Origin of the sequence: Christiangramia sp. LLG6405-1 (assembly GCF_045055805.1) — a bacterium.
GTDB lineage: Bacteria > Bacteroidota > Bacteroidia > Flavobacteriales > Flavobacteriaceae > Christiangramia.
Map to the genome: position 1 here is coordinate 3,178,711 of NZ_CP159330.1, position 14,277 is coordinate 3,192,987.

Genomic DNA, 14,277 nt, shown 5'->3' on the forward strand with positions numbered 1-14,277 from the left:
TATACTGAAGATGAAAAAATTAAATTTATATATAGGATTGCTGAGCTTACTTTTCTGCGGAAATAGTTTTGCACAGCAAACCCCGGCACCAGAACAGGCTGAAGCGATCAGCATTGTAGGTGCTACCGCTCACATTGGAAATGGTGACGTAATCGAGAATAGCCTGATCATCCTTGAGGATGGCAGGATCACCGAGATCATTGCCGCTGATCTTACGAAAAGACAATATCCAGGTAAACAGATCGATGCTACGGGAAAACATGTGTATCCTGGGATTATTGCTCCAAATACAACGCTTGGATTAGTAGAGATCGCTTCTGTAAAAGCTACGGAAGATCAGGATGAAATGGGTGATATGCTTCCGAATGTAAGAAGTCTGATCGCCTATAATACAGAAAGTAAGATCGTAGAATCCATGAGACCCAACGGTGTACTTCTGGGTCAGGTGGTTCCAAGAGGCGGATTAATCTCAGGAACTTCCTCCATTGTTCAATTTGATGCATGGAACTGGGAAGATGCAGCTGTAAAAGCTGATGATGGCCTGCACATCAACTGGCCCGATTCTTTTAGACGTGGTCGCTGGTGGCGAGGTGAAGACCCGGGACTTAAACCCAACAAAGAGTATAACGAAGAAATTCAGAAATTATCAGATTTCTTCGCTTCCTCAAAAGCTTATCTAAAAGGTGACAGAGGTGATCAAAATCTGCCATTTTTAGCTATGGAAAAAGTTTTTAGCGGAGATAAGAAGGTTTTTATACATGCAAATGGTGAAAAAGAAATCATTGATATTATTCAGTTCAAAAAAGAAAATGAGCTTTCTTCTGTAGTAATTGTTGGAGGTTACGACGCACTTGCGATCGCTTCGGAATTAAAAAATGCCGAGATCCCGGTTTTGGTAAACAGACCGCACAGCACTCCAGACAATGATTATGAAGATTACGACCAGCGATATAAACTGGCAAAACTACTGCATGATGCAGGAGTTATGGTTGGTTTGGAAAGCAGCGGACAAATGGAACGTATGAATACCAGAAATCTACCTTTCTATGCTGGAACGGTAGCTGCGTTTGGTATGGATAAAGAAGATGCTCTAAGTCTTATTACTGCTAATAACGCAAAGATCCTGGGAATTGATAGTGATTACGGAACTCTCGAAAAAGGGAAATCTGCGACTCTTTTCATTTCTGAAGGTGATGCACTGGACATGCGTACAAATATTCTTTCTCATGCTTTTATAGACGGAAGGGAATTAAGTCTGGAAACACATCAAACTGAACTTTGGAAACGCTATTCCAAAAAATACAGCGAGCAGGAATCTAAGTAATAAAATTAATTTTATTGTTGCCTGAAGGACTTGAATGGAAATGCTGCGAAGCTTCCACTCTACTCTTCGGGCAACTTTTTTTATGCCTAATATCTACTTACTTTTGTGCTATGTTGAAAAAGATCACCAGTCTGCAGAACAAGGAAGTGAAGTGGCTGCTTCAATTGCAGGAAAAATCAAGGATTAGACGAAAGGAAAATGCATTTCTTGTTGAGGGCTTAAGGGAAACAAGTCTTGCCGTAGCGCATCACTATGAACTGCTTCATCTATATTATGTTCCTGAAACGATTGAATTTCAGGAGGTGCTTGATCTTGTAAAGAAAGGCGATGAACACACAGAACAGATAACTGAACTTTCCCAGGAAGTATACGAAAAGATCGCTTACAGAGGTAGTACCGAAGGAGTCATTGCCGTTTTTCGTACCCGTGATAATAAACTGGAAGATTTGGACTTCAGCTCAACATCTCCTTTGATATTGGTCGCTGAAGCACCGGAAAAACCAGGAAATATCGGTGCGATCCTTAGAACTGCAGATGCTGCTGGGGTGGATGCGGTCATTATTGCAAACCCTAAAACAGATCTCTATAATCCTAATATCATCAGAAGTAGTGTAGGTTGTGTTTTCACAAACAGGATTGCCACCGGGGAAACTTCAGAAATCATTGAATTTCTTCGGAATAAGAATATTAATATTTATGCAGCAATCTTACAGGCCGCCAAACCTTACCACGAAATTGATTTAAAAGGACCCACGGCAATCGTCGTTGGAACCGAAGCCACAGGGCTTAGCGAAGAATGGCGCGAACATTCTCTACAGAATATCATCATTCCTATGCAGGGTGCTATCGATAGTATGAACGTATCGGTCGCAGCTGGCATTCTCATTTTTGAAGCACGAAGACAACGGGGATTTAATCTTTAAACTTTATAATTTGCAAGCTGAAACTCTTTATTATATCATCCTTGGAGTCGTGATCGCTGATTTTCTTTTCGACACGCTCCTTGATACTTTGAATGCCAAGCATTTCGATGATCCTATACCCGCGGAACTGGCAGACGTGTACGATGATGAGAAGTACGAAAAGTCTCAGCAATACAAAAAAGAACGTTTTCAGTTCGGCCTGCTCTCCTCTGGTTTTTCAGTAATCCTTACGATACTCTTTCTGGTTTTCGAAGGCTTTGCCGCGGTAGATGGGATTGCACGTGAGTTTTCCAGCAATCCTATTTTGATAGCTCTTACATTCTTCGGGATCATCATCATTGGTAGTGACCTGCTATCAACACCTTTTTCCTGGTACAGCACCTTTGTAATTGAAGAAAAATATGGATTTAATAAGACCAGTGGAAAAACATTTGTAATTGATAAATTAAAAGGTCTTTTGATGACCGTGATCGTAGGCGGCGGGATCTTGGCATTGATCATCTGGTTCTATCAAATTGCAGGAGAAGATTTCTGGTGGTATGCTTGGATAGTAGTATCTGTCTTCGCGGTACTCATGAATATGTTCTATGCAAAATTGATCGTTCCACTTTTTAACAAGCAAACCGCTCTGGAATCAGGTAGCTTGAGAACTAAAATTGAGGCTTATGCTGCAAAAGTAGGATTCCAGCTGGATAATATCTTTGTGATCGATGGCTCCAAACGTTCCACTAAAGCCAATGCATATTTCTCCGGTTTTGGTTCAGAAAAAAGAATTACTCTATATGACACTTTAATCAATGATCTGGATGAAGAGGAGATCGTTGCGGTTCTGGCGCACGAGGTTGGTCATTACAAAAAGAAACATATTGTATTCAATTTAATTGCATCAATAGCTACCACTGGATTTACCTTATGGCTGCTATCCTTGTTTGTAGGTAGTCCCTTACTATCTTCAGCATTAGGTGTAAGCGAGCCAAGTTTTCATATTGGCCTGATTGCCTTCGGAATTCTATATAGTCCGATTTCAGAAGTAACCGGTCTTATGATGAATTACATTTCGAGAAAGTTTGAATACCAGGCTGATGATTATGCAAGTAAAACCTACAACGCACAATACCTGATAAGTAGTTTAAAAAAGTTATCCGGAAATACATTGAGCAACTTAACTCCTCATAAAACCTATATTTTCGTACATTACTCACACCCGAGTTTACTGCAAAGATTTCAGAATTTGAAGGCAGGTATTTAGTTGTTTACTTTTTATCTTAATTGTACTTTTAACTTATGACCGAGGCTGCGATAGAAAAAGAGAACAAGCAAATTGCAAGGCAATACAAGGAATTGCTACGCATAAGCTACCAAACCCTTTCCGAAGATGACAAGAAACTCATTCGAAAGGCGTTTGATACTGCGGTAGATGCACATAAGGATCAGCGAAGAAAATCTGGTGAAGCGTATATTTTCCATCCAATAGCGGTCGCGAAAATAGTAGCTTCAGAAATTGGACTGGATGCAACTTCGATCGCTGCTGCACTTTTGCATGATGTGGTTGAAGACACGGAATACACCCTTTTAAACATAGAAAAAATGTTTGGTGAAACCGTGGCCAAGATCGTAGACGGACTCACCAAGATTTCCAGCCTTAAAAAAGATAAGGATGTTTCGCTGCAGGCAGAAAACTTCCGTAAAATGCTGCTTACGCTCAACGATGATGTTCGCGTTATCATTATCAAGATCGCAGACCGCTTACATAATATGCAAACGATGGATGCTATGCGTCCTGATAAGCAGATTAAAATTGCTTCGGAAACCTTATATATTTACGCTCCTCTGGCACACAGAATCGGACTTTACAACATAAAAACAGAACTTGAAGATCTTGGTTTAAAGTATACAGATCCTGAAGTGTACCACGATATCTTAACGAAGATCAAGGAAAGTAAGGAAGATCAGGATATTTATATCAAGGCATTCAGCCGCGTGATCGAAGATTCTCTGGATAAGGAATCGCTTAACTATAGTATTAAAGGGAGACCAAAATCCATTTATTCCATCAACCGCAAGATCCAGACTCAGAATATTAGTTTTGATGAGATCTATGACAAGTTCGCGATCAGGATCATTTATAAAAGTGAACCATCACAGGAGAAATTCCTGGCCTGGAAGATCTATTCCATAGTGACCGATCATTTCCGTCCCAATCCTACTAGATTAAGAGACTGGATCTCATCTCCTAAATCTACAGGATACGAAGCTCTGCATATTACCGTAATGGGGCCAAAAGGCAGATGGGTGGAAGTACAGATTCGAAGTGAACGAATGAATGAGATCGCAGAGAAAGGATATGCTGCTCACTATAAGTATAAGCAGGGAGATGACAATAAAGAGGAACGAGGTTTTGAAGAATGGGTAACCAGACTTCAGGAAGCACTTGAGAATCCAGATGTAAATGCCGTTGATTTCGTAGAACAGTTCAAACTTAACCTGTATTCAAAAGAGATTTTTGTATTTACACCTCAGGGAGATCTTAAATCTCTTCCGAAGGGATCAACACCATTGGACTTTGCGTTCAGCATTCATACAGAAATTGGATTGCGTACTCGAGGTGCTCGTGTAAATAGCAAACTGGTTCCTTTGAGTCACGAATTGAAAAGTGGCGACCAGGTGGAAATCATCACTTCAGATAATGCTCAGCCCAACGTGAACTGGCTGGATTACGCTACTACGGCAAGAGCCCGGGCAAAGATCAAATCTTCCTTGAAAGATGAGAAGAAAGAGATCGCAGAAGAAGGAAAAGCTGTGCTGGCCAGGAAACTAAAAGCACAGAAGATTCAGTTCAACGAAAAGTCTATCAACGAACTTGTTGTATTCTTTAATCTGAAAACAAGTCTTGATCTTTTCTATCGCGTAGGTATTGGAAAGATCGACAATCAGTTGCTTAAGGACTTTGCAAACTCTCGCAGCAATTCTCTGGTTAGCTATTTCAAAAGTAAAATTAAAAAGCCACAGGTAGCAGCCGATATTAATAAGGATGAGATCACTGCCAAGTATGACCAACTGGTGTTTGGAAAGGAAGAAGAGAAACTGGATTATAAATTAGCAAATTGCTGTAATCCTATTCCGGGGGATACCGTCTTCGGATTCATTTCTGTAAATGATGGTATCAAGGTTCATAAGAAGGACTGTCCTAATGCGTTACAACTCCAATCTAATTACGCCTACAGGATCATTCAGGCGAAATGGATAGACAGTTCACAACAGGACTTCCAGTCGGTTATTAAACTACAGGGAATTGACAATCTCGGGTTGGTAAGTGAGATCACCAAAGAGATCTCAAGTAACCTGGGTGTGAATATGAAAAACCTGAATTTTGACAGTTCAGATGGTATTTTTAATGGAAGAATTACGCTGGTGGTGAAGAACAATAATAACCTGAATACGATCATCCAGCGACTGAAAAAAATTAACGGCATAGACAAGGTAAGCCGTGAATAAACTTTTACCTTTGCAAGGCAATTATGAGCAAAAAAGTCGTAAATAAAAACGATCAGGCGGTCGTAAAAAACGTTTTCACGAAGTATCTTGAAGACAAGGGACATCGGAAAACACCCGAACGTTTCGCTATTCTTCAGGAGATCTATAATTCTGAAGATCATTTCGATATTGAGTCTTTGTATATAATGATGAAGAACAAGAAATATCGGGTGAGCCGGGCAACTCTATACAACACGATCGAACTCCTACTGGAGTGCGGACTGGTTAGAAAACATCAGTTTGGGCAGAATCAGTCACAATACGAGAAATCCTATTTTGACCGGCAGCACGATCATATCATACTTACAGATACAGGAGAAGTTATTGAATTCTGCGATCCAAGGATACAAAGTATCAAGCAAACGATCGAGGAAGTTTTTGATATTGAAATTAATAAACACTCTCTGTATTTCTACGGAAACAAAAAATCAACCAACTAAGTTTAAGAATTCATGGCTGTAGATTTACTACTAGGTCTTCAATGGGGTGACGAAGGAAAAGGCAAAATTGTCGATGTACTTACCTCCAAATACGATATCATTGCCAGATTCCAGGGAGGTCCAAATGCAGGACATACTTTGGAGTTTGATGGACAAAAGCACGTTTTACACACGATACCTTCAGGAATATTTCATGATGATAGCATCAATCTTGTTGGAAACGGTGTTGTGATAGACCCGGTAATCTTTAAGAAAGAACTGGACAATCTGGCCAAACATGGGATAGACTATAAGTCTAAACTATTAATATCCAGAAAGGCACACCTTATTCTTCCAACCCATAGATTGCTTGATGCTGCTTCTGAAGCTTCAAAAGGTAAAGCTAAGATTGGGTCTACTTTAAAAGGAATTGGTCCAACTTATATGGACAAAACCGGTAGAAATGGTTTACGTGTAGGAGATCTGGAAATGGCAGACTGGCAGGATCGCTATCGTGCACTTGCAGATAAGCATGAGAAGATGATCGCATTCTATGATGTGGATGTACAGTATGATCTTAAGGAACTTGAAAAAGAATTCCGTACTGCGATCGAAACCTTAAAAGAACTTACTTTTATTGACAGTGAAGATTACCTTCACAAGTCTATGAAAAATGGAAAATCAATCCTTGCTGAAGGTGCCCAGGGCTCTTTACTGGATATTGATTTTGGAACATACCCTTTTGTAACCTCTTCCAATACTACTGCGGCCGGTGCATGTACTGGACTCGGAGTAGCACCACGCGAGATCGGGGAAGCATTTGGAATTTTTAAAGCCTATACCACCAGAGTTGGTAGCGGCCCATTCCCTACCGAACTTTTTGATGAGACAGGAGAAAAGATGGGACGAATAGGTAATGAATTTGGAGCCACTACAGGACGTAAAAGAAGATGTGGATGGCTGGATCTGGTTGCATTGAAATATGCAGTACAGGTAAATGGGATCACTCAGCTGATTATGATGAAAGGTGATGTGCTAAGTGGTTTTGATACCTTGAAGGTATGTACCGCCTATAAATATAAAGGTGAAACTATTGATCATCTACCATTTAGTATAGAACCTGAAAATCTTGAGCCGGTCTATACCGAGATGAAAGGCTGGAAAGAAGATCTTACTAAAATGACTGATGCCAGCACGCTTCCAAAAGAATTCAACGACTACGTTGAGTACCTTGAGCGAGAACTGGAAACACCAATTACCATTGTATCGGTAGGTCCAGACAGAAGTCAGACGATCCATAGAAGCTAAGAGCAAGTAATTTTATATATTAAAAAGCCCCATTTTGGGGCTTTTTTTGTTTTTTATTTCTACAAGAAATTTATTGAAATGATTCCGTTTTAACATCGTACAATTTGACAAATTTGCTAATCAAACGCCTATCCTAATTGTTCAAATACGGGTAGCTTAAAAAAAGCAAAGCTTTACTTCCAAGCCTGAATATTAAAATTTTCAATGATTTGATCCAAGTAAGAAAACATTGAAATTTTGCTAAAGTGTTTCTGAATAAATAAACCAATCTGGAATATGCACCTTTGAACTTGCCATAAAAAAAAGCCCCTAATTGGGGCTTTTTCTATTCGGTAGTATTGAGTTAGTTAGCTATCAGAGTCAGAATCTGAATCTGAATCACCTGATACTATAAATAAACTTGCAATAGCAGTAGCGGTCTCAGCTGTAATTGGCTCATCAAAAGCTTGAGAAACAGCTTCAGCTGCATCACCAACAAGTGCAGAATCTCCGTAATCGTACCCAACAAGATCGATACCTGCTTGAGTTGTTACTTCTTCACCATCATATACGGCTTGAGTAGCTTCCGGCATACCTTCACCCCTGTTATTTAAAGTAATCCAACCTTCAAGTCCGCGAATTCTTCTAATTTCAGAAGCATGACGCGCTTCTACGGAGTGAATTTGAAGAGCTGGCTCTAAGAATGGAGTTCCCATTAGATTTGCAGCCTGCCCTTTGTAGGCTCTAACTCCAGTATCTTCAAAAGCCTGAGCTAACGCAAGTAACTGTGCATAAGCTGTAGCCTCTCCAATACCATTATCGTTAAAAGGATCAAAAGCGCCACCAGCCGTAAAGTCAAAGTTTGGCTTAGATACTGGAGTTGCTCCAGCTCCCTCTAACCCTGCCACTAAGAAATCTACGTGTGCCGATTCGTGCTTAGAAATTTGCATATATACCGTTTCTGGTCTACCTGAAGGTAGCACACCCGATTCCAATGCTTTTAAATAAAATTCGGCTTCTAGATATTCCAAAGTTAATGCTAATTGTAATGCATCTACCGCTGGATTTCCACTGTCCTGAAACATTGCATTAGCTTTTGTACTAGCCAATCCAAAAGGAACTGCAGCCATTGCCGCCTTTTTTCCGAAAGAACCTAGGGTACTGAACATCTCCCTACGTGAAGAAGATTTCGTCGTTAATTTTTCAGATGAAAATTCATCTAATAATTTTATTATACTCATAATGTTTTTTTTAGATTTTAATAGATTACGCTCCAGTCATTGGTTCAGGCAGCTCATTAGCTGTGAAATCAGTTACAATAAATCCTCCTGCAATGTCAAATACTTCTGCTGGATCGTAAGCAAGATCTAAACCTGTATCTGTAGTAATAACATCATCACCTGCGAAATCTGCAGAATTTGGATTCAGTAATGATCTGATAGCAGACGCATGTCTAGCCTCAACTGATACAATTTTACCAGCTAATAATAGGTAAGTTGGATCAGCAATACGATCTCCAGCACCATTGTAAGCTCCAACTCCAGTATCCTCAAGTGCCATTGCAGTTGCAAGTACTTGATCTCTACTAGACAAATCAACAGAACTTAAATCAAATTCCAGATCTGGCAACATTGCATCCGGAGTATCTGCGGTTGCTGCTGCTATAGCAGTTCTAAAAAATTCTCTGTGTATAACTTCGTGATTGTAAAGATCATCCATTAGATCTTTTTCTTCTTGCGGAGCGCCTGCGTAATAGTCACCACCTCTCACAGCAGTATAAAATGCAGCTTCCAATTGCTCTAAAGCATATGCGTAATTAAGAATACCCAAATCTCCACTTCCTAGATCAAAAACTGCATCTACAGGTGGCTCAACTGGTTCTACTGGATCAACAGGATCTGGTCCTCCTACATCTCCGCCTGGGTTAAACATATCATCATCGCTACATCCGTACAGTAAAAAGCTGGAACCGGCTATACCTAGACCACCTAATTTAATGAACTTCCTACGCGAATTCTTGTTCGAATTTTTCGGTGATGCATCAACTACATCTACCTTCACTAAGGGTTTTTTCATGATTAAAATTTTAGTTTCTATGGAAACTTACGAAGGGAAAGCCAATTCAGTTTTAATCCAATCGTTAAGATTATCTTAAATGCCAAAATTTTTTGATTTCATTAAGGATTATTGATCCTTTTAGGGAGTTTTATTATGATTAATTGGCATACCAGATTTTTGCACATCACGTTTATGTATAAAATCAAGGACATTTTAATTTTAAGTACTTTTGAAAAAAATATTGAATTGCGACACATCTTTAGCGTACTTCTTTGTGTGATTTTCTTCCAGGTAGGAATGGCACAAAATAGTCAGGAAATCAACTACGAATCTGATAGAACTTTAAAAAATGAAGCTAGATATCCGGGCGCTTTAATTCTAAGTAAAATAGATAACCAGGTTTATTTTGATCACGATGGAATCGAAGTCTGGTGCGATAATGCTGTTTTTTATAAAGAAGCCAATTTCTTCAAGGCTTATGGTAATATTCGAATGCAGCAAGGTGACAGTGTAAGTATGACCAGCAACTATGCCGAGTATAATGGAGATACTGAATTTGCCTTTGCCAGCGGAAAAGTATTAATGAAAAGACCTCAAACCACCCTTGAAACCGACAGTTTGTTCTTCGACAGACTAAAACAGGAAGCATATTATAGGAGTGGTGGAAAGGTTCGGGATACTGCCAGTGTCCTTACCAGTAGGATTGGCCGCTATTATATGGAACAGAACAAATACAGTTTTGTTGATGAAGTAGTAGTAACTAACCCGGAGTATACTATAAACTCTGAACAACTTGATTTTTATTCTGAAAGTGGTTACGCTTACTTATATGGACCTTCAACGATCAAAAGTGAAACCAGCACGGTTTACTGCGAACGCGGATTTTATGATACCAGAGCAGATAATGGTTATTTCGTAAAAAACTCCAGGATAGATTATGAAAACCGGGTACTGAAGGGAGACAGTCTGTATTTTGATCGTGAAACCAGTTTCGCATCTGCCACAAATAATATACAGGTCATCGACACTATAAACCAAAGCAAAGTAACCGGTCATTATGCTGAAGTTTATAGAGATAAAGATTCTGTTTTTATAACTAAAAGAGCTCTTGCCGCGAGCTTACAGGAACGAGACACCTTGTTCATTCATAGTGATACCATTATGATTACCGGGAAACCAGAACATAGAATTATCCGAGGTTTCTATGACGTTCGCATTTTAAAAGAAGATCAAACTGGTGAAAATCCAATGAGCGGGCGTAGTGATTCTATATATTCAGATCAACAAAGCGGACTTTCAAAATTGATCAATCTTGGTCGTTTTGGGGATAAAAAACCTGTTTTATGGTCCGGACTCAATCAAATGAGTGGTGATAGTATACACCTGCAATCTAATTCTGAATCTGAACAACTGGATAGCCTGCTGGTATTTGACAATGCTTTTTTAATTCAGAAGGATACCATAGAAGGATACAACCAGTTAAAAGGAAAGATTCTCACAGGATATTTTGAAGATAATCAACTACGGGAAGTTATTATTGATAAAAATACTGAAACCCTCAATTATTTAAGAAACGATGAGGGCGCCCTTATTTCGATCAATAAAACCCTTGCCAGTTATATACGTATCCTGTTTCAGGATCAGCAGATCGAATTCATAGATTATTTAAATGCTGTTCAGGGTAAAATGCCTCCGGAAGATGAAGTTCCTCAAAACCAAAGAACCTTAGCTGGTTTTAACTGGCGCGGTGATGAAAGAATCACTTCGAAAGATGGACTATTTGAAGGAAAACCTGTACCAGAACTTACCAAGATCAAAGGTATCGAAATGCCTGAAGCTCCTGAGGAATTTTTTGAAGAACGCGAAGAAGACGACCTCCTACTAGATCAAAATTCCAGACTTAAACCAGAAATTCTAAAGAATAGAGCTAAAGATTCTCTGAAGTATAAAAACGAAAAGGTTCAGGATTCACTTAAGGACGCTATTGAACCAATTGCAAAACCTGTTAAGGACACTCTAACTGGCAACCAGGAATGAAGGAAGATTTTTTAAAGTTTCAGGCTCAAACCACTCCTCACCCACTAGCATTAGAAGTAGAAAGTGCTACCGGTAGTTATATAAAGACAAGTGATAGCAAAGAATACCTTGATTTCGTTGCTGGCGTATCTGCCTGTACTCTTGGTCACTCGCATCCTGCAGTGGTAAATGCTATCAAGGAGCAGGCTGAAAAGTATCTGCATGTAATGGTTTATGGCGAATATGCACAGGCTCCTGCAGTAGAGCTTAGTAAATTGCTTGCTGAGAACTTACCTGGTTCGCTATCTAAAACCTATCTCGTAAATAGCGGAACTGAGGCGATCGAAGGTGCACTGAAACTGGCCAGAAGGGCTACTGGAAGAACAGGGATCATTGCTGCAAGGCACGCCTATCATGGTAATACGATGGGCTCCTTAAGTCTGATGGATTTTGAAGAAAGGGTAAAGGTTTTCAAACCTTTAATAGGAGATGTTTCATTTATAGAATTCAACTCCACGGAAGATCTATCAAATATCAACGAACATACAGCGTGCGTAATTCTGGAGACAATCCAGGGTGGTGCTGGTTTTATTCAGCCGGTAGATGATTATCTACTCAAAGTAAAAAAACGTTGTGAAGAAGTAGACGCATTACTTATTCTGGATGAGATACAACCTGGTTTTGGAAGGACCGGTAAATTATTTGGTTTCGAGAATTTCGGACTTGTTCCTGATATCCTGGTAATGGGAAAAGGAATGGGTGGCGGATTACCAATTGGAGCTTTTACAGCTTCAGAAGAGGTCATGGATCTGCTTATGGATAATCCTAAACTTGGACATATCACAACATTTGGCGGCAATCCTTTAATTGCTTCAGCAGCACTTGCTACTTTAAAAGAGCTCCTTAGCACAAACCTTATTTCTGAAACACTACAAAAAGAAAAGCTCTTCAGAAACCATTTACAACATCCGCTCATTGAAGAAGTTAGAGGGAGAGGCTTAATGCTGGCAATCATATTAAAGTCTGCCGAAATTGCAGACCAGCTGGTGCTTAGAGCTAAAGATGAACAATTGATCTTATTCTGGTTATTGTTCGAAAAGCGAGCCGTAAGGATCACTCCGCCCCTGACAATATCTTCTGAAGAAATTTTGAAAGGATGTGGCATTATTGTTGACATACTGGAAGATATAAATAGTAATATTGAAGCTGTTAATTAATTTGTTAACAACAATGCAAGCGGGCGTACCTATTGCCCTTATTCCTTTTTAACTTTAATAACAGTAGAAATCCCATAATCACTCTCTTATGCAATTGAGCCATAACGAAGAAGATAATTTCTCTCTTGATCGCTTCGAATCCATGCTAAAGACCAATGACGTTCTTTTTTTCGATTCGAACGAATTTGAGAATATCATCAACCATTACATGGAGAATGGCAAGATAGCTCTTGCTAAAAAAGCGGTGAAATTGGGTCTCGCCCAGCATCCTACTTCAGTAAATCTAAGATTATACAAAGTTGAGATCCTTGTTTTTGAAGATAAACTGGATCTTGCAGACAGTATACTTAATGAGTTGAAAAATCTGGAATCTTCCAACGAGGAGATCTACATTCAAAAGGCTCAGATCTATTCTAAGCGAGATATGCACGCTGAGGCAATTACCATGCTGGAAGCAGCTTTGGAGATCACGCTTGAAGATGCAGAAATATTTTCGCTCATTGGGATGGAATATCTCTTTCTCGAGGATTTTGAGAATGCGAAATATAGCTTTATGAAATGCCTTGAGGCAGATGATGAGGATTATTCTGCTCTTTACAATATCATGTATTGCTTCGATTTTCTTGAACAGAAAGAAGCAGCTATTGATTACCTGAATCTATATCTGGACAAGCACCCGTATTGCGAAGTAGCCTGGCACCAGGTTGGAAAGCAGTATTTTGACCTGAAGAACTACACTAAAGCACTGGCAGCTTTTGATTTTGCCATTATTAGTGATGACAGGTTCGTGGGAGCCTACCTGGAAAAAGGAAAGGTTCTTGAGAAATTAAAGCGTTACAATGAGGCCATCGAAAACTATAATATTACTCTGGAACTCGATGATCCTACATCATTCGCATATTTAAGAATTGGTAAATGCTTCGAAAAACTTGGTTGTGATGATTTCGCGATCAAAAATTACGAGCAAACCGTGCATGAGGATCCTTTACTCGATAAAGGCTGGATCGCGATTACCGACTTCTATATCAAAAAATTAAACTTCCCAAAGGCTTTATATTACATCAATAAAGCGATCAATATAGACGAGGAAAATGTTCTTTACTGGAAGCGTTACGCAAAGATCAACAGTAGACTGAATTTCCCGGAGGAGGCTGAGCAAGGCTATAAAAAAAGTCTTGAATTGGGAAATTACGAATTAGAGACCTGGATTAGAAGATGTGATATCCTGATTGGACTGGGAGAATATGAAACTGCAATTTCCAGCATGATGCAGGCTCTGGAATTTTATCCGGGTACTGCGGAAGTCGAATATCGTCTTGCCGGTTTATATTTTAATACGAACAATGGTGACAAAGGCTATTTTCATTTGAATAATGCCTTGAAAACCGACTCAGAATATTACATCATCATAGAAGAACTTTTCCCGAATATTTTCGAGCGAAAAAGCATCAAACAAATTATAAATTCCTTCGTAAAGCTCTCTTAGTAATTTTGCTACC

General features: G+C 39.4%; 11 protein-coding genes. 9 read left to right on the top strand and 2 right to left on the bottom strand.

From position 1 onward, the window contains the following. Positions 1 to 10: 10 nt before the first annotated feature. The 6 genes from ABVM50_RS14695 to ABVM50_RS14720 all read left to right on the top strand — a co-directional run bounded on the left by ABVM50_RS14695 (position 11) and on the right by ABVM50_RS14720 (position 7,508). Positions 11 to 1,324, top strand: a complete 1,314-nt coding sequence (locus ABVM50_RS14695; RefSeq protein WP_405199250.1) for an amidohydrolase family protein — start codon at positions 11 to 13, stop codon at positions 1,322 to 1,324. A 110-nt stretch (positions 1,325 to 1,434) separates the two neighbouring features. Next, entirely contained in the window at positions 1,435 to 2,247 is an 813-nt protein-coding gene (locus ABVM50_RS14700) for a TrmH family RNA methyltransferase (RefSeq protein WP_405199251.1), read from the top strand. Positions 2,248 to 2,257: 10 nt separating this feature from the next. Further along, positions 2,258 to 3,496, top strand: a complete 1,239-nt coding sequence (locus ABVM50_RS14705; protein WP_405199252.1) for a M48 family metallopeptidase — start codon at positions 2,258 to 2,260, stop codon at positions 3,494 to 3,496. A gap of 35 nt (positions 3,497 to 3,531) precedes the next feature. Continuing rightward, entirely contained in the window at positions 3,532 to 5,742 is a 2,211-nt protein-coding gene (locus ABVM50_RS14710) for a RelA/SpoT family protein (RefSeq protein WP_405199253.1), read from the top strand. A 23-nt stretch (positions 5,743 to 5,765) separates the two neighbouring features. Next, entirely contained in the window at positions 5,766 to 6,221 is a 456-nt protein-coding gene (locus ABVM50_RS14715; RefSeq protein ID WP_141878269.1) for a Fur family transcriptional regulator, read from the top strand. Between the two features lie 12 nt (positions 6,222 to 6,233). After that, positions 6,234 to 7,508: an adenylosuccinate synthase gene (locus ABVM50_RS14720; RefSeq protein ID WP_405199254.1), complete on the top strand. Its 1,275-nt coding sequence runs from the start codon at positions 6,234 to 6,236 to the stop codon at positions 7,506 to 7,508. 347 nt (positions 7,509 to 7,855) lie between these two features. Here ABVM50_RS14720 and ABVM50_RS14725 read toward each other — a convergent pair whose 3' ends face one another. Both ABVM50_RS14725 and ABVM50_RS14730 read right to left on the bottom strand, forming a co-directional pair. Continuing rightward, positions 7,856 to 8,728 (bottom strand): ferritin-like domain-containing protein, encoded by an 873-nt coding sequence (locus tag ABVM50_RS14725; RefSeq protein WP_405199255.1) that lies wholly within the window; start codon positions 8,726 to 8,728, stop codon positions 7,856 to 7,858. Between the two features lie 25 nt (positions 8,729 to 8,753). Next, positions 8,754 to 9,563, bottom strand: a complete 810-nt coding sequence (locus tag ABVM50_RS14730; RefSeq protein ID WP_405199256.1) for a ferritin-like domain-containing protein — start codon at positions 9,561 to 9,563, stop codon at positions 8,754 to 8,756. A gap of 279 nt (positions 9,564 to 9,842) precedes the next feature. Between ABVM50_RS14730 and ABVM50_RS14735 the strand changes: the two genes are divergently transcribed. From ABVM50_RS14735 to ABVM50_RS14745, 3 genes are all read left to right on the top strand, one after another. Further along, on the top strand, positions 9,843 to 11,582 hold the full coding sequence (locus ABVM50_RS14735; protein ID WP_405200720.1) for an OstA-like protein: 1,740 nt from the start codon (positions 9,843 to 9,845) through the stop codon (positions 11,580 to 11,582). Beyond that, positions 11,579 to 12,778, top strand: coding sequence for an aspartate aminotransferase family protein (locus ABVM50_RS14740; protein ID WP_405199257.1), 1,200 nt, complete (start codon positions 11,579 to 11,581; stop codon positions 12,776 to 12,778). The genes ABVM50_RS14735 and ABVM50_RS14740 overlap by 4 nt, the downstream gene beginning before the upstream one ends. Positions 12,779 to 12,866: 88 nt before the next feature. Then, a complete protein-coding gene (locus ABVM50_RS14745; protein WP_405199258.1) occupies positions 12,867 to 14,264 on the top strand; it encodes a tetratricopeptide repeat protein in 1,398 nt (465 codons plus the stop codon). The last annotated feature ends 13 nt before the right edge of the window (positions 14,265 to 14,277 follow it).

What these genes read in the sequence shown, in the direction of transcription:
- ABVM50_RS14700 (WP_405199251.1), top strand. Translation starts at nt 1,435, where the DNA reads ATGTTGAAAAAGATCACCAGTCTGCAGAACAAGGAAGTGAAGTGGCTG.
- ABVM50_RS14740 (WP_405199257.1), top strand. Translation starts at nt 11,579, where the DNA reads ATGAAGGAAGATTTTTTAAAGTTTCAGGCTCAAACCACTCCTCACCCA.
- ABVM50_RS14745 (WP_405199258.1), top strand. Translation starts at nt 12,867, where the DNA reads ATGCAATTGAGCCATAACGAAGAAGATAATTTCTCTCTTGATCGCTTC.
- ABVM50_RS14710 (WP_405199253.1), top strand. Translation starts at nt 3,532, where the DNA reads ATGACCGAGGCTGCGATAGAAAAAGAGAACAAGCAAATTGCAAGGCAA.
- ABVM50_RS14735 (WP_405200720.1), top strand. Translation starts at nt 9,843, where the DNA reads ATGGCACAAAATAGTCAGGAAATCAACTACGAATCTGATAGAACTTTA.
- ABVM50_RS14715 (WP_141878269.1), top strand. Translation starts at nt 5,766, where the DNA reads ATGAGCAAAAAAGTCGTAAATAAAAACGATCAGGCGGTCGTAAAAAAC.
- ABVM50_RS14725 (WP_405199255.1), bottom strand. Translation starts at nt 8,728, where the DNA reads ATGAGTATAATAAAATTATTAGATGAATTTTCATCTGAAAAATTAACG.
- ABVM50_RS14730 (WP_405199256.1), bottom strand. Translation starts at nt 9,563, where the DNA reads ATGAAAAAACCCTTAGTGAAGGTAGATGTAGTTGATGCATCACCGAAA.
- ABVM50_RS14695 (WP_405199250.1), top strand. Translation starts at nt 11, where the DNA reads ATGAAAAAATTAAATTTATATATAGGATTGCTGAGCTTACTTTTCTGC.
- ABVM50_RS14720 (WP_405199254.1), top strand. Translation starts at nt 6,234, where the DNA reads ATGGCTGTAGATTTACTACTAGGTCTTCAATGGGGTGACGAAGGAAAA.